Source organism: Acinetobacter johnsonii CIP 64.6 (assembly GCF_000368045.1).
Lineage (GTDB): Bacteria > Pseudomonadota > Gammaproteobacteria > Pseudomonadales > Moraxellaceae > Acinetobacter > Acinetobacter johnsonii.
In genome coordinates this window covers 550,487-570,644 of the sequence record NZ_KB849236.1, presented here as the reverse complement: position 1 = coordinate 570,644, position 20,158 = coordinate 550,487, and the positions used below count along the sequence as shown (strand labels likewise).

At 37.4% G+C, this 20,158-nt stretch carries 22 protein-coding genes and 1 pseudogene; 7 read left to right on the top strand and 16 right to left on the bottom strand.

What is annotated here, in order from left to right:
- Window positions 1-71: 71 nt before the first annotated feature.
- From F986_RS13915 to F986_RS13900, 4 genes are all read right to left on the bottom strand, one after another.
- Entirely contained in the window at window positions 72-1,409 is a 1,338-nt protein-coding gene (locus F986_RS13915) for a sensor histidine kinase (protein ID WP_004696102.1), read from the bottom strand.
- Window positions 1,409-2,071, bottom strand: coding sequence for a response regulator transcription factor (locus F986_RS13910; RefSeq protein ID WP_004696101.1), 663 nt, complete (start codon window positions 2,069-2,071; stop codon window positions 1,409-1,411). The genes F986_RS13915 and F986_RS13910 overlap by 1 nt, the downstream gene beginning before the upstream one ends.
- Before the next feature lie 144 nt (window positions 2,072-2,215).
- Complete coding sequence (locus tag F986_RS13905; RefSeq protein ID WP_004696098.1) at window positions 2,216-2,578, bottom strand: NirD/YgiW/YdeI family stress tolerance protein; 363 nt, start codon at window positions 2,576-2,578, stop codon at window positions 2,216-2,218.
- A 101-nt stretch (window positions 2,579-2,679) separates the two neighbouring features.
- Complete coding sequence (locus F986_RS13900; protein WP_004696096.1) at window positions 2,680-4,437, bottom strand: type IV pilus assembly ATPase TfpB; 1,758 nt, start codon at window positions 4,435-4,437, stop codon at window positions 2,680-2,682.
- Window positions 4,438-4,645: 208 nt separating this feature from the next.
- Here F986_RS13900 and F986_RS13895 point away from each other — a divergent pair, with 208 nt between their 5' ends.
- On the top strand, window positions 4,646-5,899 hold the full coding sequence (locus F986_RS13895) for an MgtC/SapB family protein (RefSeq protein WP_004696094.1): 1,254 nt from the start codon (window positions 4,646-4,648) through the stop codon (window positions 5,897-5,899).
- 109 nt (window positions 5,900-6,008) lie between these two features.
- Window positions 6,009-6,806: a hypothetical protein gene (locus tag F986_RS13890; protein WP_004696092.1), complete on the top strand. Its 798-nt coding sequence runs from the start codon at window positions 6,009-6,011 to the stop codon at window positions 6,804-6,806.
- Between the two features lie 39 nt (window positions 6,807-6,845).
- On the opposite strand, the gene F986_RS18065 is transcribed toward F986_RS13890, so the two are convergent.
- A protein-coding gene (locus F986_RS18065) for an IS3 family transposase (RefSeq protein WP_115613877.1) occupies window positions 6,846-7,990 on the bottom strand; the annotation gives its coding sequence in 2 pieces (ribosomal slippage) (window positions 6,846-7,726 and window positions 7,726-7,990; 1,146 coding nt in all).
- Window positions 7,991-8,037: 47 nt separating this feature from the next.
- Between F986_RS18065 and F986_RS13875 the strand changes: the two genes are divergently transcribed.
- Window positions 8,038-8,328 carry a hypothetical protein gene (locus F986_RS13875; protein WP_004696090.1) on the top strand — a complete coding sequence of 97 codons (291 nt, stop codon included), beginning with the start codon at window positions 8,038-8,040 and terminating at the stop codon, window positions 8,326-8,328.
- Window positions 8,329-8,377: 49 nt separating this feature from the next.
- Here F986_RS13875 and tsaA read toward each other — a convergent pair whose 3' ends face one another.
- The gene (gene tsaA / locus F986_RS13870) at window positions 8,378-9,085 is read right to left on the bottom strand and encodes a tRNA (N6-threonylcarbamoyladenosine(37)-N6)-methyltransferase TrmO (protein ID WP_017397215.1); all 708 of its coding nucleotides are present in this window, start codon (window positions 9,083-9,085) and stop codon (window positions 8,378-8,380) included.
- A gap of 102 nt (window positions 9,086-9,187) precedes the next feature.
- Between tsaA and F986_RS13865 the strand changes: the two genes are divergently transcribed.
- Window positions 9,188-9,967 (top strand): ferredoxin--NADP reductase, encoded by a 780-nt coding sequence (locus tag F986_RS13865; protein WP_004696086.1) that lies wholly within the window; start codon window positions 9,188-9,190, stop codon window positions 9,965-9,967.
- A gap of 108 nt (window positions 9,968-10,075) precedes the next feature.
- Window positions 10,076-10,876, top strand: a complete 801-nt coding sequence (locus tag F986_RS13860; RefSeq protein WP_004696084.1) for a DUF2071 domain-containing protein — start codon at window positions 10,076-10,078, stop codon at window positions 10,874-10,876.
- A 388-nt stretch (window positions 10,877-11,264) separates the two neighbouring features.
- Here the strand turns inward: F986_RS13860 and F986_RS13855 are convergent, their stop codons facing one another.
- Window positions 11,265-11,831 carry a TetR/AcrR family transcriptional regulator gene (locus F986_RS13855; RefSeq protein ID WP_004696082.1) on the bottom strand — a complete coding sequence of 189 codons (567 nt, stop codon included), beginning with the start codon at window positions 11,829-11,831 and terminating at the stop codon, window positions 11,265-11,267.
- A gap of 251 nt (window positions 11,832-12,082) precedes the next feature.
- On the opposite strand from F986_RS13855, the gene F986_RS13850 reads away from it, so the two are divergent.
- Window positions 12,083-12,925, top strand: a complete 843-nt coding sequence (locus F986_RS13850) for a hypothetical protein (RefSeq protein ID WP_004696081.1) — start codon at window positions 12,083-12,085, stop codon at window positions 12,923-12,925.
- Window positions 12,926-13,052: 127 nt separating this feature from the next.
- Here F986_RS13850 and F986_RS13845 read toward each other — a convergent pair whose 3' ends face one another.
- From F986_RS13845 to F986_RS13820, 6 genes and pseudogenes are all read right to left on the bottom strand, one after another.
- Window positions 13,053-13,844 (bottom strand): putative type VI secretion system effector, encoded by a 792-nt coding sequence (locus F986_RS13845; protein WP_004696079.1) that lies wholly within the window; start codon window positions 13,842-13,844, stop codon window positions 13,053-13,055.
- A 24-nt stretch (window positions 13,845-13,868) separates the two neighbouring features.
- A protein-coding gene (locus F986_RS18060) for an IS5 family transposase (protein WP_094148576.1) occupies window positions 13,869-14,691 on the bottom strand; the annotation gives its coding sequence in 2 pieces (ribosomal slippage) (window positions 13,869-14,309 and window positions 14,311-14,691; 822 coding nt in all).
- A gap of 76 nt (window positions 14,692-14,767) precedes the next feature.
- A pseudogene (locus tag F986_RS18785) lies at window positions 14,768-14,869 on the bottom strand (putative type VI secretion system effector); the annotation flags it as partial.
- Window positions 14,870-15,046: 177 nt separating this feature from the next.
- Window positions 15,047-15,523 (bottom strand): hypothetical protein, encoded by a 477-nt coding sequence (locus tag F986_RS13830; RefSeq protein WP_004696077.1) that lies wholly within the window; start codon window positions 15,521-15,523, stop codon window positions 15,047-15,049.
- 16 nt (window positions 15,524-15,539) lie between these two features.
- On the bottom strand, window positions 15,540-15,983 hold the full coding sequence (locus F986_RS13825; RefSeq protein WP_004696075.1) for a hypothetical protein: 444 nt from the start codon (window positions 15,981-15,983) through the stop codon (window positions 15,540-15,542).
- Window positions 15,984-15,994: 11 nt separating this feature from the next.
- Entirely contained in the window at window positions 15,995-16,243 is a 249-nt protein-coding gene (locus F986_RS13820; RefSeq protein WP_227555154.1) for a hypothetical protein, read from the bottom strand.
- Between the two features lie 177 nt (window positions 16,244-16,420).
- Here F986_RS13820 and F986_RS13815 point away from each other — a divergent pair, with 177 nt between their 5' ends.
- Window positions 16,421-17,287: a tetratricopeptide repeat protein gene (locus F986_RS13815; protein WP_004696071.1), complete on the top strand. Its 867-nt coding sequence runs from the start codon at window positions 16,421-16,423 to the stop codon at window positions 17,285-17,287.
- A gap of 1 nt (window position 17,288) precedes the next feature.
- On the opposite strand, the gene F986_RS13810 is transcribed toward F986_RS13815, so the two are convergent.
- From F986_RS13810 to F986_RS13800, 3 genes are all read right to left on the bottom strand, one after another.
- The gene (locus F986_RS13810; RefSeq protein ID WP_004696070.1) at window positions 17,289-18,368 is read right to left on the bottom strand and encodes a LysM peptidoglycan-binding domain-containing protein; all 1,080 of its coding nucleotides are present in this window, start codon (window positions 18,366-18,368) and stop codon (window positions 17,289-17,291) included.
- On the bottom strand, window positions 18,365-19,390 hold the full coding sequence (locus F986_RS13805) for an IS30-like element ISAba125 family transposase (protein ID WP_005100823.1): 1,026 nt from the start codon (window positions 19,388-19,390) through the stop codon (window positions 18,365-18,367). Before F986_RS13805 ends, F986_RS13810 begins: the two co-directional genes overlap by 4 nt.
- Before the next feature lie 187 nt (window positions 19,391-19,577).
- On the bottom strand, window positions 19,578-20,158 hold a 581-nt coding region (locus F986_RS13800; RefSeq protein ID WP_004696067.1), incomplete at its 5' end, for an IS3 family transposase.

The following is a 20,158-nucleotide window of genomic DNA, read 5'->3' as shown; positions in this document are numbered from 1 at the left end:
GCGTACTGCTTTTTAATGTCTTTAAGTTTGATCATTTATGCTTTTTTTATCACAGATCACAATCTGCACATCTAAGGCTCAACCCTATTTAACAGCAGCTCCACTTTTAAACCGCCTAAGTCGGATGAACTAAATAACAACTGCCCTGCGTGTAAATCGACAATCTTCTGACAAATCGATAAACCCAAGCCTGAACCTTGTGTTTTTGTACCTAAAGCCCGATAGAAGCGTTCACCCAAGCGCTGGATAACTGCAGAATCGACCCCATGTCCACTATTTTCAATACTCAGTCTGAGCTGCTGTTTTTCAATCGTGAGCTTAACAAAGACTTGTTCCTGCTCGGAGCTATAGCGAATGGCATTGTCGAGTAAATTGCGAAGTGCGCTAAATAATAGCTGCTCATTCGCCAAGACACAGGCTTGCTCTGCAAGCACCACGTTAATTTTAATCTGTTTTGAGTCCGCAAACGGCTGTAAAGCTTTAATCACGTCATGCATTAGCAGACTGAAGTCAAACTTAGTCTTCGCCAAGCTTTCCTTTTGCTCAGGGTCAAGACGTGCCAGCAACAACAGATTATCCAACACCTGCACCCCACGACTAACATCTTGTTGGATCGGTTTGAACTCACTTTCAAGTTCAGGAAACTTGCGCTTGAGCACCTGAAGTCGCATTTGTATCGCAGACAATGGAGAACGTAGCTCATGTGAAGCATCCGCGGTAAAGCGCTGCTCTGCCACTAAAGCTTGGTCTAAACGCGCCAATAAGGCATTCAGCTGAGACAACATCGGTTGCAACTCAATCAGCTCAGGTTCTGGCATAGAAATAGGTGCTAAATCATTGACTGATTTATTTGAAATCTGCTCTGAAACTTGGTGTATAACCCGAAATTTACGTCGAATAGCAAAATGCATCAACAACCACTGTACACACCAGACTAAAAACAACACACCGCTGAAAACTAGGATGCTTTGCCAAAATGCATTGAAACGTTCGGACATCGACTGGGTCACTTGAACCTGTAAACCGTGATTATCCTGTGCAGTATAAATACGCCACAGTTTCTGCTCTGACCAATAAAAACCATAAGGTTCATCGGAAACCAAACTCAAATGATCCACAGTTATTTTTTCAGGTACATCTTCGGATGCAGTCAAAAGTTGCTGCGCATTATCGAGTCGATAGCGAATATCAAACTCATCACTAAGCTCTGCCAAGGCTTGACCATTGCTGACCGTTAAATCATCTGCCAGCAACATATCGGCCATTTCATCCATGATTTCATCTTGCATAGTCATGGTCTGATAAACCGACACCCCAATAAACATCAGCAATGCCAAAAGCCCCGCCAGTATCGAACTGAGGAGCGAACTTTTAACAAGCTGACGCTGCAGTGAAATTGGCTGAGCCATTATGTGTCCTGATTCATTCTGTAGCCCAAACCACGTATGGTTTTAATACAATGACTACCGAGTTTTTTTCGTAATTGATAAATAAAGACCTCAATCGCATTACTTTCGATTTCATCGCCCCATGCATAAAGACTTTCCTCAAGTTGTTCCCGCGTAACAACATATTCGGGCTTGAGCATCAATTTATGCAAAATTTGAAACTCTTTGGCAGTTAAATTAACAGCTTGACCATTTTGAGTCACACTTTTGGCTTGTGGGTCGAGTTGGATATTGGCATAACTCAATACCTGCGAGCTGCTATGCTGTTGCTGTCGAAGTTGTAAGCGAATTCGAGCAGATAATTCCTCTAGACTAAAAGGTTTGACCAAATAATCATTGGCGCCCAAGTCTAGACCTTCGACTCGATCTCGAATACTGTCACGCGCTGTGAGAAAAATCACAGGAGTCGAGAGGTTCTTGCCACGGACTTTCAGCAAAATGTCATCGCCTGTGGCATGCGGCAAACCACGATCTAAAAGCACACAGTCATACTGATGCTGTTCAATGGCTAAAATGGCATGGTCGCCCCGTTCCACCCAATCGACACTGTAGCCATCCATTTCAAGCCAAGTTTTAATACTCTCAGCTTGAGAGGCATCATCTTCTGCCAATAATATCCGCACTGCTTAACCTGCCTAATCACTATTGTTTAGATCATGCCGTGAAATGGCTCAAAATACAAAAACCACAGGGCTAAGATCAAATCTTAGCCATGTGGTTTTTTAAGAAAGCCCAATCAAAATTGAATTGAGCTTGGGCAAGTGTGTTTAGAATTTCACTTGATCTACGTCAATTTCAACGCGTTTTGCTGGTTTGTAGTCAATATCTACTTCACCGATAATGGTTACAGGTGTTTTAGCCGAAATTGCTTTGCCACCCCATAATTCATCATCAATGTCGACAGTAATTGAACCAGTTTGGTCACGGAATTCATACTTCTCATCCCCAATGGCTTTGACCACATAGCCTTTTAACTGGACGTGGCTGTCATCTTTTAATGTTAACGCATGCTTAACCGTGGTTGGTGTTGAAGCAGCAACTGCCGCTTGGTTCACTGCGGTGTTTGCTACAGCGACAGTCGTTGAACCAATAACACCAGCAACCAATAATGCTTTCATCATCATATTCATATCCAGTACCTCTATTTAATTGTTCATCTATTTGATGAAGTCATTAAACCAAAACTAGATGAGCTGAATCTTAAGAAAGCTTCAAGTAACGCATTAAACGCTTAGTTAAGTGGGACAACACGTAACACTTCTTCTAGTGTCGTGACACCTTCTAAAACTTTACGTGCTCCTGCAATTCTTAAAGGCTCAATACCTTCTTTTTTGGCTTGTTGACGCAATGCAGTCAAGTCACCATTGGCACCAATGAGTTGCTTGGCCTCTAAACTCACAGGCATAAACTCATAAATACCGACTCGTCCTTTGTAGCCCGTTTGACGGCACTCTTCACATCCAACTGCGGTAAAGACTTTTTCAGGCATCTCCATAATGTAATCAAAAGTCAAATGCTCCCATTCTTGGCTATTGATTTGCTTTTCAACTTTACAGTGTGGACACAGACGACGTACGAGACGCTGTGCCAATACCCCTAAAATGGTTGCCGCGGTTAAGAACGGCTGTACGCCTAGATCATGCAAACGCGTTAGACTGGAAGGTGCATCATTGGTGTGCAGAGTTGACAGCACTAAATGCCCTGTAAGTGCGGCCTGAATCGCCATATTGGCCGTATCATGATCACGAATCTCACCGACCATAATAATGTCAGGGTCTTGACGCATCAGTGCGCGAACACCATCAGCAAACCCAAGATCAATGCCTGTATTCACCTGCATTTGGTTAAAACTCGGCTCTAACATCTCAATTGGGTCTTCAATGGTACAGACGTTCACCTGTTCGGTAGCCAATTGTTTCAAAGAAGAATAAAGCGTGGTGGTTTTACCTGAACCCGTTGGCCCTGTCACCAAAATAATGCCGTGACTATGCGAAGTCAGCGCTTGCCAATCACTGAGTAAATGCCCTTCAAAACCCAACTGCTGAAAGCTACGTACTAAAACTTCAGGGTCAAAAATACGCATCACCAACTTTTCACCAAAAGCAGTCGGTAAAGTCGAAAGACGTAGTTCTGTTTCTTGTCCTTTCGGTGTCCGTGTTTTTAAACGCCCATCTTGTGGTTTACGTTTTTCCGCCACGTTCATTCGACCTAAAATTTTAATCCGTGAAATCACCGCGGTTAAAGTATTGGCAGGCATGTTATAAATCGTATGCAGCACCCCATCAATACGGAAACGAACTTTGCCGTTGTCTTTACGTGGTTCTAAGTGAATATCACTGGCACCTTGCTCAAAAGCAAACTGTAAAACCCAGTCGACTAATTTAACAATGTGTTGGTCATTCGCATCAGGGTTTTGACTATCGCCCAACTGTAGAAGTGCTTCAACGCCTTTATTATCACGCTCGTAACTCCCAGACTTCTGTGAATTACTAACGGCGCGACTCACCTGATAATACTCGACCATATACCGCTGTAATTGTTCAGGGCTGAGTAATACACGCTGGATTTTTTTTGGTGCAACATTCTGCTCCAAATTTGCGATCCAATCTTTCATATACGGCTGATCTGTTGCAATCAACACTTGATTGGCCTGAACTTCAACTGCCAAGATTTTATTGCGGAAGGAGAATTCTTGAGACATCACCGAAGTCAAAGCTTGCACATCAGCTTTGAGTGGATCAATCACATAAAACGGTAATTGGGTCTTTTCGGCTAACCACTGACAGAGCCGATTTAATGTCAGTCTCGACTGTGGATGCGACTGATCCACCAGATTAAAATGAGCAATCCACTGTAATGGATGCCACTTCAATTGATCGCGTTGACGGTGCGAGGTGTGTACTAGATTTTTTTCTTTTTCAGTAATTCGCCCATCTTTAAACAGTTGATCTAAGCACCAAGTGGTATCAATTTCAAAATTAAAATTCATTGTTATACGTCCCCAAACATAACCCCACTATAGCAAGATTTTCTGTATTCATTCGCACAAAGCATAAGCAAATCCTACAAATATCGAGGAGTAGCCAAGCTCATCAATATAATCACGAATTTACTCACAAATCTTGCTCTTTTAACTTGAATCCACCTTCAGCATTAGCCTATATTTTAGACAGATCATTAGCTCTTGTGAGGTAGGCTTGGACTTCAGCGCAATTTCCATCAACAGTTTAGCGTTATCTGAGGTCCTCATCACCTTGGCTTCGGCATTGGGCTGTGGCCTGTTGATTGGTCTAGAACGTGAAAGAAGCAAGCAACGTGAAAACCAACAGAGCTTTGCAGGACTACGCTCCTTTGCCATTTGTGCACTCCTCGGTGCTATTTGTTTTTTATTTGGTGTCAGTATTGGCATAGTCGGTGCGTTGATCATCGGCGGCATCGTTATATTCTCAATGAAAAACCAAACAGAAGATTTGGGTTCAACCACTGAACTTGCCTTTGTCATGACTTATTTTATTGGTGCCATGTGCTTATGGAATACATCACTTGCTGCAGGTTTAGCCGTGCTCCTGACCATTATTTTAATGACCAAACATCCTATGCACAGCATTGCGGGGAAATGGATTACTGAGGCTGAGTTTAAAGACGGTATCTTTCTTCTAGCACTGATTCTAGTTGCCTTGCCCTTAACGCCGAATACGCCTTTATGGGGTGCTGTGCTGAATCCCTATATTATTTTAAAATTAGTCACACTCATTCTTGCTGTTCAAGCGCTTGCACATATTGCCAAACGACTGCTGAGCACTAAAAATGCCATGATTTTATCGGCAATCGCTTCAGGTTTTGTATCGAGTACAGCGACAGTTGCCAGCTTAGGGATGGAAGTACGTGCAGGTCGAGCACTCGCCAAACCCAATGCAGGTGCAGCGCTCATGTCCTGTATTGCGACCTTGTTGCAACTGCTGATTATAGTCGCAGGTGTGAGTATACTTTGGCTCAAAACCATACTGCTTCCGACCCTTGTAGCAAGTGTCCTTTTAGGGATCTGTGCTTATGCCTTAGTACGATCTGCCCCTGCACAAGAACAACATCAACCCACTGATTCACGCATGTTTAGCTTAAAAGAGGCTGGCATTATTGCCCTGACTTTGACGCTCATCCAAGCCGGAGTGTATGGACTTAACCTTTGGCTGGGAGATGCAGGTTTAATCGCTGGGACTTTGCTGGCTTCTTTATTTGAAATCCATGCAGCGATGGCAACTGTGGTCATGCAAGGGGCACCGACAGACACGGCAGCAATGTCTGCATTTATATTAGGTTTGACTGCACACGCTGTAGCCAAATCCGTTAATGCCGCCTTAACAGGTGGGAAACAATACTTTATTGCTTTTGCCCCGATTCAGATTTTGCATATGGTGGTTTTGATTGGGCTACTTTGGTGGACGATTTATTAATTCGATTTAAATAATTAATTTTTTATTTTCATCATATTAATCTATAATCAGCCCGCTTCATTTTTAAACAATAACTTTATTAATAATATATTTTTGAATCGGGATCTTTATGAAATTTAAAATATTATCGCTTGCAGTTTTTAGTGCATTAATGCTTAGCGCGTGTGGTGGCGGAAGTTCTGAGAGTTCTAACAATACCAGTACTAGCAATAACTCAACATCCAGTAATTCTTCAAATAATAACTCTAATAATACAAATACAGCCCAACAATGGGAAACTGTTCGTATTGATTATTGGTATGACTCACATACTCAAGCTGTTGATTTTGGCGTGCTAAATACAAAAATTACGCTGGCTGATGGCAAAGCTTATGCTACTTTCGATGCAGATGATGATACAAATGAAATTTACTTAACTGAACAAGGCGAGTATCAAACATTCGGCCCTACCAATAGCTATGGCGCTTTAATTGGCCAAATGAACTTCATCAATAATCAAATCAAACTTCGGCCTTATTCCGCAATCGGATCTACAGGTTTAGAATTCACCACAACTGTGGCTCAGCGTAATATTGCTGGTGAAAGCGTACTTTCAACTGTAGACCCTGACCTGAATTGGAACTTGGACTATCCTCAATATAGCGTGAAGTATCCAGATGCAATCAATACAAAATTAAAAGCATACCAAGCATTAAAATTCCCAGCGGGTTCAACCTGTTTACAGGAAACAGAATATTCAAATAATCAGGAATATTTACTCTTATCTGAAGCAGAAGATGTATATCAACAGGGCTTTAATGAATACGCAACGGCTTTTGCCAGCCAAACTGGGCAGAAATATTTTAAATACACAAAATTTAATAATGCGCTTGCCTATCATTACAGAGAGGTGGTCCCACATGTTTGAACAACTAAAAGCTTATTTATAAGTGATACTCTGCTCTAGTTAAGCTACCTTATTTTGTTGTGGTAGCTGGTCATAGTAAAACTCATCTGGAGTCATTTTGTCCAGACTCGAATGAGGTCGTTTCAAATTATAAAATTCAAAATATGCGTTTAATTGCTTCTTCGCATCCAAAACATTGCTGTAGGCTTTGAGATACACCTCTTCATATTTAACGCTCCGCCATAATCGTTCAACCATCACATTATCAACCCATCGACCTTTACCATCCATACTGATTTGAATGCCATTTGATTTCAATACATCAATAAATGCATCACTGGTAAACTGACTGCCTTGGTCTGTATTAAATATTTCAGGTCGACCATATTTTTCAATAGCTTCATTTAATGTTTCTATGCAAAATGTAACCTCCATACTAATCGATACTCTATGCGCAAGTACCTTGCGGCTATGCCAATCAATCACAGCACATAAATAAACAAAGCCTTTTGCCATAGGGATATACGTTATATCCGTAGACCACACTTGATTACTGCGCTGAATAGCCAATCCTTTGAGCAGATATGGATATTTGCGGTGAGCTTGATTAGCCTGGCTTAAATTTGGTTTGCAATATAACGCATTAATGCCCATTTTCTTCATTAAAGTACGTGTATGACGTCGTCCTATATGATGTCCTTGACGATTCAACAAATCACGCATCATACGGCTACCTGCAAAAGGATATTGCATATGTAATTCATCCATACACCGCATCAGCTTCAGATCTGATGCACTCGCAGGTTTTGGGCGATAATAATAACAACCACGGGAGACTTTCAGCAGCTTAGCTTGCTTAGATACTGAAATCTGAAGTGAGTCGTCGATTAACTTTTGTGGTTGAAGCGGCCCAGTTTCTTCAACACACCTTCTAAAAAATCAATTTCTAATGCTTGCTCACCGATTTTTGCATGTAGTTTTTTTAGATCGATGGGTGGTTCTGTTGGAGCTTTTGATTGATCGAAAGCTTGCGAGGAAGCTGAAATTAATTGATTTTTCCAGTCGATAATTTGGTTTTGATGAACATCAAATTCAGCACTCAATTCAGCAAGTGTTTTTTCTGCTTTAATCGCAGCAAGTGCTACCTTAGCTTTAAAATCATTTGAATGATTTCTTCTTGGTCTACGTGCCATAAAATACTCCATATATTGATGTTTATAACATCATTTGGGGAGCAAAATATCACTTATAAGTGTTGTTCAAATTTCCTGATCCACCTCTCAGCCACGATGAAACCGAAGCACACGCTTTTAGTGGATACACGCAATATAAAGGCGCCTACTATACAAGTTCAAAAGAAACTGCTGGCGTAGAGTCCAATCTTGCAAATGATATTCAATCAGAGAAAGAGCGAATAAATCAAATGAATATGTCTGCCGACGAGAAAACCGCTCGTTTAACTAAGGTAGATGGCTTAAATAAAGGTTGTGATTTATACAATTCAGTTGCAGCAAATTATTTAAAACAAAACCTGAAGTTTTAAATCTATTTCGAATAACTCAGTGGGTTTAAGTTTGAATCGATACAGGAGCTTATAGCTCCTGTATTTCTATACACGTTTCATTCACTTTAAATTTCACATCTAAATTTGCAAATTTCATCCCATAAATTCGCGCTTCATCATCCTGATACGCCGGTCTGGGATCTAAAGATAAAACGGCTTCAAGCTCTTGTGCAGTCTGTACAGACAATTTCTCACTCATCAAAAGCTGCTGCTTCTGTTCGATCGCCCGATCCGACCATATCACCGATTTACGTTTAGGTTCATCTTGCGCATAGCCACTTTCCGCATCTATAACGGCATCTGAGTAGTGTATATAAGGTTTAATATCGACAATCGGGGTGCCATCTAGCAAATCACTTCCTGTGACATACACTCGAACCGACTTCCCCTCTTTTTTGACGCACTTGAGCTTTACCACCGATAGACCAATCGGTGAAGGACGATACATACTACGCGTAGCAAATACCCCTATTTTTTTATTACCCCCTAAGCGTGGCGGACGAACTTGTGGGCGAAACTGGGTTTTTTCTGGATTTTTATTGTCATGAAACTGCCACACCAACCATAAATGACTAAATGCCTCAATTCCTTCAAAGGCCAGAACATCATTATAGGGGGCTGACATTTCAATATACGATTCCACTTGAACCAAATTAGGCTGCCGAGGAATACCAAACTTTTCCTTATAAGAAGAGTGCATATAGCCAATAATTGGCAAGGTTAACTCAGTCATCATCACTTTTTCTAATAAGCTCAATTAAATATATTCAGTTTATCGAGAATGATTTTAGATTAGAATAGCAACCTGTTCTAATTTGATAATTTATTGAGACCTTTAATGGCTGCTTTCAACGTCGAAAAGATTACTCACGTCCACCATTGGAATGATACTTTATTCTCTTTTAAAACGACGCGCGACACTGCTCTACGTTTTAAAAACGGTCAATTTGTGATGATCGGCCTTGAAGTAAATGGCAAACCGTTAATGCGTGCTTATTCTATTGCTAGTGCAAACTACGAAGAAGAACTTGAGTTTTTCTCAATTAAAGTTCCTGATGGCCCGTTAACCTCTATTTTACAAAAAGTTAAAGTGGGTGACGAAATCCTGGTATCTAAAAAGCCTACAGGAACTTTAGTACTTGATGATTTAAACCCTGGTAAAAACTTATACCTGCTTTCTTCTGGTACAGGTCTTGCGCCGTTCTTGGCAACCATTCGTGATCCTGAAACCTATGAACGTTTTGAGAAAGTGATTGTGGTTCATGGTACACGCTTCATTTCTGAGTTGGCTTACCAAGACCTCATTTTAGACGAACTTCCGAACAATGAGTTCTTTGAAGAGCTAGGCATTAAAGATAAATTGGTTTACTACCCAACGGTTACTCGTGAAGAGTATCCAAACCAAGGTCGTGTAACAACAGTGATTGAAACTGGCGAGATTTTTGAGAAGATCGGTTTACCACGTTTTAACCCAGAAACGGATCGTGCAATGCTTTGCGGTAGCCCAGCATTCCTCGATGACGTTGCTGCACTTCTAGACCAACATGGTTTAAAAGAATCGCCACGTATGGGTGTACTTGGTGACTACGTGATTGAACGTGCATTCGTTGAAAAATAAGATCGTATAAATATATTAAAAAACCGAAGCTTAGGCTTCGGTTTTTTATTTACTCTACGCATAGTTTTATCTAATATTAAAAAAATAACAAATCTAGAATTTAAACCCATGACCTTTCCAGAACTCAAATTTAAAGACTATTTACATCCAAAACCCAAGCCCAGCGGTATTGATGTAGCGTGTAAACTCCAGCATTTTGCCCTCATTACTTATACCGTCGACCCAGCGCGGTTTAAAGAGATCATTCCAGCACGGTTTAAGTTAGACACGGTCCAGTACCAAGGCAAACAACATGCACTGATGTCGGTAGTCCCCTTTATCGATGTCGATTTCAGCTCCGCAGTTTACCCTTTTCCAAAATTCACGATGGGGCAAACCAATTATCGAGTCTACGTGATTGATCAGGAGACACAAGAACGTTGTGTTTGGTTTTTAGGAACGACTTTGGACTCTTGGACACTGATCGTTCCTCGTTATGTTTGGCAACTACCGTGGCATTCTGCACAGATTGAGTTTGATTGCCAGCAAGATGCAGAGGGTCGATATACACAATATAAAATGCGTACCCAATCGGCATGGGCCACTTCAGATGTGCATTTGTCTCAGTCCGAACATGACCCATGGCATTTTGAAGGCTTTCCCAATTTAGAAAGTTATCAGGTCTTCTTGACTCATCCTTTGGCAGGATTTTACCATCGCCGCGATGGAAAACTCGGCAGCTATCGTGTGTGGCATGGGCGCTTACATCCAAAACCTGCAACGCTGCATTATGCTCGCTTTGAACTTTTAGCAAGGCTCAATCTTGTATGCTATGAAGATCAGCTCAAACCCTATAGTGTTCTGATTGAACCAATCAATGAATTTACCATTTATTTACCCCCAAGGTGCCTTAATCATTCGGCTGAATAACACAATAAATAATGAATACCCTACATATTTTAAGGGATATTAAGCATGATGAATAAATTTCAGCCAAAATAATGAGAGATTGGTTGTTTTTCTCCACAAAGTCTCTATAATTCAACAAAACAGACAAGTCTGTCTATTTTTGCTGAAATACTGAATGACCGAAAACATTCAGAGGGTACAAAAATATAAGAAAGCACATTAAGTTGCTCATATTCATATCATGCATTATTGTCAAATAATGTGCGATATGGAACATAATCATTATCAGCAAAGCGCGATAACTTAACCGTTATCGCGCTTATTTATTTGTACGTGATTTATTTTAAGCGCATTTAAGCCAGCAATATAATGAGTGTATTAGGTTAACCTTAAAATCAAAATTTATATATTAGGCAGCTGAAAGTTCCATTTGGATTAAAGTGTTTACACGCTTCCAATAATCTTCCAAATGCACTTGGTCCGGATCGATTTGCGCTTGTATGGTCATGCCATCCAAAATACTGGATAAAAAAGCCGCCAACTGTTCATCTTGCTTCACACCTAGACGATTCAAAGCCTGACATAACTTGCCTTTTAACCATTCTTTATAATCAATTGCAGGCTGTAGCGAAGAAGGATAAATTTTTGAAATTTCTTCAACTGCCTTTTGGAACATACAACCATTAAAATCCGCGCTATGAAACCAAGCATGGTACCATTCAAAAATTGCACGAATATGGGAGAGATAATCACTTGGGTCACATGCAGCAATCGTCGCTTCAAGCGACTGCTGTAAATTTTGGTTTCTTGTCACTAAGCATTCTTCAATTAATTTAGCTTTAGATGGGAAGTATTTGTAAAACGTCATTTTAGCAACGCCAGACTCGCTAATAATCCGATCCACACCGATAGAATTATAACTATGTGAGTTAAAGAGATTAAGCGCTGTGTTAATGATGTCTTCTTTTTTTGACATTTATTTTACCTGATGCACAAAACTTTAAAATTAAGCCATTAACCCAAAAGAACAGCACATGAAAACGAAATACATCGATTGAAGACGATATTATATATCAAATTTAGATCAACGCCGTTTTTTTATAAAAAACAATACCAATATTAAAATAAACATTTGAAATATATAGTTTTTAAGATAAATAAAACACTAGAAGAATCGAGTCTTTTTCACTATGATAAAAATGATGACAATTAAAATTTACCTCGTATATGAATGCTCTCTCCTTCACCCAGTCTGAACATACCCGCGCAGAAGTTTTGCGCTTTATTGAACGATCCTTAAGCCCAGCATCATGGGCAACCAATACTCAAGCGATCAGCCATTTAAAGCAAACGACAGCTGAACATATTTTATTCCAACATCCGATACTGACACGGCTGCATCAATGCCAACTGAGCCTTGAACAGCTGAAGTTTATTCATCTGAATTATTTTACTGCTATTGTTAAAATTTTCACTGATGCTTTGAGTATGGCTATATATCAAGCGCTGCAACTTGAGCACGACAGCAATATCGTGGAGCAAGACCGGATTGCAGCTAAGATATATGCACGTTATTTGTTGTCGCTAAATCTTCTAGATGAATTGGGTTTTAATACCCACCAACTTGAGAAAAGCTCGCCCTCTAAATCGCATTTGGTCTATTTCCTTCAACTGATGCAGCAACTTGAACTCAATGTCACCAATCAAAAACAGACCGAGCCTGAAGCATTTGCAATCGCACAATTTATTCAAGAACATATTCATTCTTATGCAGACTTGCTGCTCATTTTGGCTTGTACTGAACTACAAGTGATTAAGTTTAGTGAAGCACTCAGAACTAATCTCACAGCCTATGATCCTTTATTTACCCAAGGCTACTATGCATGTCATGGCCTTGCAGAAACATGTGATACAACCCTTGCTAACGATGACAATCATGAAGACGATATTTGGTTGCTATTCACACAATGCTATAAACCTGAACAAGCTCTGTATTTCCAGCAACTTCAAACTGAATATTTAAGTCTATGGAATAATTTTTGGAGCAAGATGAATTTGGTATTAAGCTAAACTTTAATCTAAATTTAGTCCAACATGGCATATTAAAGCTTGGTAAAAGCATTCAATTCATACATGAAAAGCCATGCTGGAATAAGTATTGAAGTCACTAACATTGTGTGAAAAGCCTTCTCAACGCTTAATTTAAAGTTTCAACCGCTCTTTTTTTATCAAAATAATCTTCTGGATAAGGGTCTTGACCTTTTAACTTATTACGATATTTCATTACACTAATCTGAACACCTCCATCCGTTAAAAATTCATTATAAAAATCCTGCTCTTTAGGGTATTCAAAACCTAGTTTTTCAAATATTTGCTCCGATAATGCTCCGAAATTTTCATATGACTTCTTATAGCCAAAATAGTTTACAAATCCCATTAAGGTACCCACTCCAAAAATCCCCCAAAATGTCCATATAATTAGGCGTAAAAAAGAATCCCAAGAATAAGAAAACTTAAATATATAAAACAGTAGCATTAAAATTGCTATTACTCCCCATGTAATTAAGGTGAAGTAATAAGTTTGTATCATAATAGCCTTATAACCCATTTTTATTGAACGGCCCATTTCATAGATCATATAAAGCAAACCAGATTTAGGATCCAGAATGGCATAAACTTGATGACGTCCATCTACAGGTTTTTCACTAATTACAGCAATAAGTTCATCATTTTCTTTAAAACGTGTCGTCGTAAATTGCCCTAATACGGAATATCCTTCTATTTCCCCTGTAAACGTGATGCCATCTTTAGCTTTGCCTGCCATCACTAGTATAGGAGCACTGGTAAGCAAAGAACTACTTTCAGCCAGTACACCTGCAAAAGCGGTGCCAGTTGCGATTCCTCCTACATTTTGATTTACTAGTATTTTGGACTTGGCTTTTTCTAAAGAATAGATTGGGCCTTGAACAAGCTTTAAATTTAGTTTCAAATAATAGATCTCCTGCGAAAGTCATTATTGCAAGTTTATCCGGTTTACGAGTGCAGCAATTAAGTTAATGCGTAAGCCGAATCTTTTCCGTCTATTTCGATAGCGTTCACTTAATATTCTAAATGTTTTCAATTGACTATTAATGTGTTCGATCACAACTCGTATTTTTCCAACCATTTTATTGTACTTTTTCTCAACATCAAATAAAGGTAAATTCTTCTTTTTCTTTATTGGCATCAATAATTTAAAGCCATCTTGCTCTAATCCGTAGTACCCTAGATCAGTCATAACATATTCACAATGTTTGAATTTCTTAACCGTTTTTCTTGCCAATTTAATGTCATGCTGACTGCCATTCGATATATCTAGCCCTATGATTTGTTTGCTGTTCGGATGATAGATCACTTGTACTTTTAGCGTATATTTCTTCTTTTTACCACTGTAGAATTTACTCTGATTTTTTTTTCGGACGTTCTATTGAACATTCTGTCGCATCAATAATTACCCAGTTAAAGTGTTCGTCTGCCGTGGTAATGCTTCGTTTTGGCAGAGTAAAACGTCTTGATTTCATCAATGCATCTTCAACCTTTTTAATGGTTCGATTCACATTACTTTCAGCGATATGGTAATTTGCCGCTAATTCCAGTTGAGTGCTGTAGTTCCGTAAGTAATTGAGAGTTAATAACAACTGATCCTCTATATCTAAAGTATGAGGACGACCTGATTTCTTTTTGAGTGATTCTGCTTTTTCTAAAACCTCTACCATTTCAGTAAAAACATGTCGAGGTACGCCAACCAAGCGTTTGAATTCAGAATCTGAAAAACGATTTAATTTCTGATATCTCATGAAATTTATATTGAGGTGGTTTTTACTTTCGCAAGAGGTCTAATTTACCTTAAATAACCTTTTAATTTCTAGTTAGTTATACATTCCGTTCTTTTTGCTCTATATAATTTTCTGGATAGGGAGCACTTTCAATAAGCTTACGATACTCAAACACGGTTCAAAGTAATAAATGATCTTCTCACTTTAAAATTGACTTTCAAGACACTAAAAAAAATTCTACTTTAGCCGTATAAATAAAACCACTTTCCAAATGTAAATACGATTATTCTTTTTAGCAACTGCCTTAACAGGCTCATCGACCACCCATTTTTGACATAAACATATTAAAATAAATAAATTTTTAGGTTAGCTAAATTTAACTTTCCATAAAAAAACCATATACCAAGAATATAATCCCAAGAATAAATCCTAGATACATAGATGAAAGATTAATTAATAGCCACCCCTTATGTTTTTCTTCAAAGACTTTCAAATTTTCTCTATATGTATTTGGAATAATTGGTATTGGTTTATTTTTTTCATCATTTATAGATGGAAAGTGTAACTTTACAGACAAAGTTTTATAATTTGAGTAATATATTAAAAACCAATAAGCAACCACAACCAAATCTCCTCCAACTCTAGAAAAGCCTTCCCCACCTCTCTCTCCAAAGAAAAAAACCAAAAAATCTCTCTTATTATTCTTTATATAGACTTTATTATACATATATGTAAATAACAGCAATAAAAGACCAAAAGGAATAATTAAAAAAACACAAACAAGAAATATGTCATCAGCAACTACAATATCTCTAATTCCAATATTTTTTAAACCTTCAAAAAACCCCAGCATAACAAATTAAAAAATTTCAAAAAAAAACCAAATAAAACAAAAACAAAATAGCAAGAAAATATGTTATATATAATGAAGTTAAATTAACAACCAACCAGCTATTTCTTTCTATTTTAAATAAATCAATATTTTCCTTATAAGCATTAGGTGTCATGTAAAATGGTTTATTTAAAACATCCTTACAAGAAGGAAATCGTGTTTTTCTTGCTGAAAAAACCTCAAAAGAATAACGCATTAAAAACCAATATGCAACAACAACCAAATCCCCACCAGCTCCTCTAAAAACCAAACCATTTTCTTTACCAAAAAACAAATCAAAAAAAACATCTTTATAAATTTTTATATAAATGTATGTAGAAAGCATCAAAAAAATATTAAAAATAATAATAAAAAAAATTGCATTAAACAAAATACTATTATTAAAGACCATTTCTTTTATTACTGATAAAACCTCATTCATAAACAAACCCTTTAATCACACACACCAGTATATTTTCTAGCAATCGTTGTTCCACCATAGCTACCCGAAAAACCAGCCCCAACACCTAATAATACAGCACCAATTCCAGCACCTACTACTCTGCCAAGTAAAATTGATGTCCCACCTGTTGTAGGCGCTAATATTAAGCCAATTTTTGCCCCTGTTATAGTCCCCCCATACAGTCCAAAATTTCCTAATAACATGTTTCCACTGATATTATAATTTTTTACTGGTTTCACTTTAACGATGTACGCTTCATGCTTTATAGTTTGTAGTATTTAATCTTCTTAATTTTTATAAAAATAGGTTATCTTGTTACAAAAAAACAAACAATAAATCTTCTAATTAATTGTTATATATAAAAATTTAAATTAAAATTCATTGTTATCTATGTTCCATTAAAGTTTAAAATTTCTATGAAAAATCTTTTGGTTCTTGCATCACTTATCTTCTTGATTTCATGTGGTAGTACAAAACAAGAGCACGCTACAAATACGAAGAACTCAAATTCAGAAACAGTATATGTTTATGATCAAGAAACAAACAAAAAGCTAAAACAAGCAGAAAATTTCATCAATAATGACCAATATGATAAAGCTTTTCCAATTTTATTCGAGTTAGCTAAACAAGGGAATCCAACCGCTCAAAATGATATTGGTGCAAGTTATCAATATGGATTTAATGGTGAAACTGATGAAGCAAAAGCTATTCATTGGTATACATTAGCAGCTAAACAAAACCATGCCCCATCAATACATAACTTAGGCTTAATAGCATTTAACAGTGCAAAAAATGAGCATGACTATCAAAAAGCATTAACCCTTTTTGAAAATGCAGCTAAGCTTGGTTCTTATGAAGCTATTAATTATATTGGTATATATTATGAAAATGGGATTATCTTTCCACAAGATTCAACAAAAGCTTTAGAAAATTTTCTACTTTCTGCAGATCATGGTAGTGCTGCCGGTCAGTTTAATGTAGGACAAGTATACTATTATGGTAGAGGAGTTAAGCAAGATTACAAACAAGCATTTGATTGGTATACGAGATCTTCAAATCAAAATTATAGTGCCTCTGCAATTAAATTAGCCATTCTTTATAGAAAAGGTAAAGGGACAGAAAAAAACATTGATAAAGCAATAGAGTTATTAAAACCATATGCAGAACAGGGTTATGATCTTGCACAATACAATATTTCTCTTTGCTATAAAGATAAAAACGAACTAGGAAAATCTATATACTGGCTAGACCAGTATAAGAGAAATCCCAATAAGAGCGATTAAATCACTTTTTAACCTTTCTATTATAAATAAATAAAGGAATTACAATTGAGGCTCCAACTTGATGATCAATACTTGGGGTCTTTATACTCTTTTTCCCTATATTTATCTGCCCCACACCACCAACCCCATCAATATCTTTATCCTCTCCAGTTTCATAATCTTTTGTCTTAGATTTTACATTTACAACTCCCACATTATAAGCTCCTAAGTTAACACTATTTGTTAAACTATAACCTGCTCCAGTCAATTCTGAAACATGTTTTGCATTAGTTTTAATATTACTTCCTGCAAGAGAAAATCCAATATCATCACTTAATTTTTTTACATTTCCATCATGCAAATTTATCGCATTTTTATCAATACTTATAGAATCTTCAACAGCATAGTATAGCATCCAGTTACCACGAGCATCATAGGCAACCCCTATTTCTAAAGAAGTCCCTAGTATCTCCCACAACTGTGCGCCGATAGTTACAGAAATTTGTCGGGTATAATCTCCCTCAACCTTAGTAACTGGGAATAAACCTTCAGTATATAATTTACTTAATATCAGCTTCTGATTACTTAGGCCTAAAAACTTTGCAGAATGATTTATTAGCTTTAGTCTTTGACCGGAATAAAGACTATACGCATCAATTATTTTATTATCTTTTTTAATTCTTTCTGCGTTTAAATTATATTTTTTTGCGATACTTAATAAAGTCTCCCCAGCATTTACAATATAATCTATTTCAATAAAATAACCTTCTTTAGGAGCCACGACTTGAAGCATCATTTCATTTGACGCACTAGAACTCCCAATAAATATTTTCTGACCTACTTTAATTTTATTTGCATCAGGAATGTTATTATTTCTCATAAGTAGAGAAATTTCTTTATTATATTTTTTAGCTATACTTGCTAAATTTTCACCAGATTTCACCTGATGATAGTCACTTTCATAAGTTTTAGATTGCCCTTTTACTTCTGTTGTAACCAAAATTTTCATTAAACTTAATGGTAGTGTTAATGTTGCTCCATTGAGGAAATAATCTTTCTCAATATTCTGCTGATAAATTTGTGTGAAGCTCGGCGAATTCAAACATGAGGTGCGACAGTTTGAAAAGTCTTATGATAATCAACAAGCTGAGCAAATTTCTCTAATGGTGTAAGCCAATCTAACGCTTTTCTAGGACGAGTATTCAGTGACATGGCAACTTGATTTAAATAATGCTGATCTGCCTGATTTAAATCAATCCCTTTAGGTAAATATTGCCTAATTAAACCATTCATATTTTCGCATGTGCCTTTTTGCCAGGGTGAATGTGGGTCACAGAAATATACATCTATGCCTAAATCTTCTTCAAGTATTTTATGTTCTGCCATCTCGCGTCCACGGTCATAGGTCAACGTTTTACGCAGTTCTGCAGGTAAATATTTCAGAGCTTCAGTTAAAGCCTTGCGCACTGATTCTGCCTTTGCATCAGGTAATGTTGCCAAGATACAGAGCCGTGTATTTCGTTCAATAAGTGTTGCTATCGAACTTTTATTGTCTTTACCTTTAATTAAATCAGCTTCCCAATGACCCGGTATTTTTCTTTCTTGAACTTCGGCTGGGCGCTCATGAATAGTTTTAATATCCTGTAATATAGAATCTTTTTTAGGTTCACCGTTAGCTTTTCGCTTTTTATTTTCATGACGCAGACAGGATAATAAGTCTTTTTTCAACTCACCCTTTGGTAATGCTCGTATCGTTGAATAAATCGTTGTATGGCTTACATTCATTGTTTGATCCAAATCAGGAAATGTCTTTAAACGTTTTGCTATTTGCTGAGGAGACCATAAACAACGGATCGCTTCAACAATAAATTTCCAGAGGATTGAATCGATTTTGAGTTTTCTGTGACCACGTCTACGTCTAGCGAAGGTGTTATCAGAAGCATATTGAGCTTGATAAACGTCATTGATGCTATTTCTTTTAAGCTCACGATAGATCGTACTAGGATGTCTTTTAATGAGTTCAGCAAATTTTCTGGCTGAAAAGCCTTCTTTTCTTGACTCAAGCATTAATGCAGTACGATCTTCAAAGTTAAGATGATGGTATGACAATTTTATATACTCCATAAACCCTTTAAATTAATTAGGTGGTTTATGTCGCACTTCAAGTTTTACTCTGCCCTCTTATATTTTGTTGGTCCATCTTTTACAAAAACTCTTAATATACCTTTTTCAGAATGTGTATATAAAGTTAGAGGTGGTCCCACATGTTTGAACAACTAAAAGCTTATTTATAAGTGATACTCTGCTCTAGTTAAGCTACCTTATTTTGTTGTGGTAGCTGGTCATAGTAAAACTCATCTGGAGTCATTTTGTCCAGACTCGAATGAGGTCGTTTCAAATTATAAAATTCAAAATATGCGTTTAATTGCTTCTTCGCATCCAAAACATTGCTGTAGGCTTTGAGATACACCTCTTCATATTTAACGCTCCGCCATAATCGTTCAACCATCACATTATCAACCCATCGACCTTTACCATCCATACTGATTTGAATGCCATTTGATTTCAATACATCAATAAATGCATCACTGGTAAACTGACTGCCTTGGTCTGTATTAAATATTTCAGGTCGACCATATTTTTCAATAGCTTCATTTAATGTTTCTATGCAAAATGTAACCTCCATACTAATCGATACTCTATGCGCAAGTACCTTGCGGCTATGCCAATCAATCACAGCACATAAATAAACAAAGCCTTTTGCCATAGGGATATACGTTATATCCGTAGACCACACTTGATTACTGCGCTGAATAGCCAATCCTTTGAGCAGATATGGATATTTGCGGTGAGCTTGATTAGCCTGGCTTAAATTTGGTTTGCAATATAACG

Excerpts from the sequence above, each read along its gene's own strand:
- F986_RS13805 (WP_005100823.1), bottom strand. The coding sequence starts at position 19,390 with ATGGAGTATATAAAATTGTCATACCATCATCTTAACTTTGAAGATCGT.
- F986_RS13865 (WP_004696086.1), top strand. The coding sequence starts at position 9,188 with ATGGCTGCTTTCAACGTCGAAAAGATTACTCACGTCCACCATTGGAAT.
- F986_RS13850 (WP_004696081.1), top strand. The coding sequence starts at position 12,083 with ATGAATGCTCTCTCCTTCACCCAGTCTGAACATACCCGCGCAGAAGTT.
- F986_RS13855 (WP_004696082.1), bottom strand. The coding sequence starts at position 11,831 with ATGTCAAAAAAAGAAGACATCATTAACACAGCGCTTAATCTCTTTAAC.
- F986_RS13825 (WP_004696075.1), bottom strand. The coding sequence starts at position 15,983 with ATGAATGAGGTTTTATCAGTAATAAAAGAAATGGTCTTTAATAATAGT.
- F986_RS13860 (WP_004696084.1), top strand. The coding sequence starts at position 10,076 with ATGACCTTTCCAGAACTCAAATTTAAAGACTATTTACATCCAAAACCC.
- F986_RS13890 (WP_004696092.1), top strand. The coding sequence starts at position 6,009 with ATGAAATTTAAAATATTATCGCTTGCAGTTTTTAGTGCATTAATGCTT.
- F986_RS13815 (WP_004696071.1), top strand. The coding sequence starts at position 16,421 with ATGAAAAATCTTTTGGTTCTTGCATCACTTATCTTCTTGATTTCATGT.
- F986_RS13900 (WP_004696096.1), bottom strand. The coding sequence starts at position 4,437 with ATGAATTTTAATTTTGAAATTGATACCACTTGGTGCTTAGATCAACTG.
- F986_RS13830 (WP_004696077.1), bottom strand. The coding sequence starts at position 15,523 with ATGCTGGGGTTTTTTGAAGGTTTAAAAAATATTGGAATTAGAGATATT.
- F986_RS13915 (WP_004696102.1), bottom strand. The coding sequence starts at position 1,409 with ATGGCTCAGCCAATTTCACTGCAGCGTCAGCTTGTTAAAAGTTCGCTC.
- tsaA (WP_017397215.1), bottom strand. The coding sequence starts at position 9,085 with ATGATGACTGAGTTAACCTTGCCAATTATTGGCTATATGCACTCTTCT.
- F986_RS13905 (WP_004696098.1), bottom strand. The coding sequence starts at position 2,578 with ATGAATATGATGATGAAAGCATTATTGGTTGCTGGTGTTATTGGTTCA.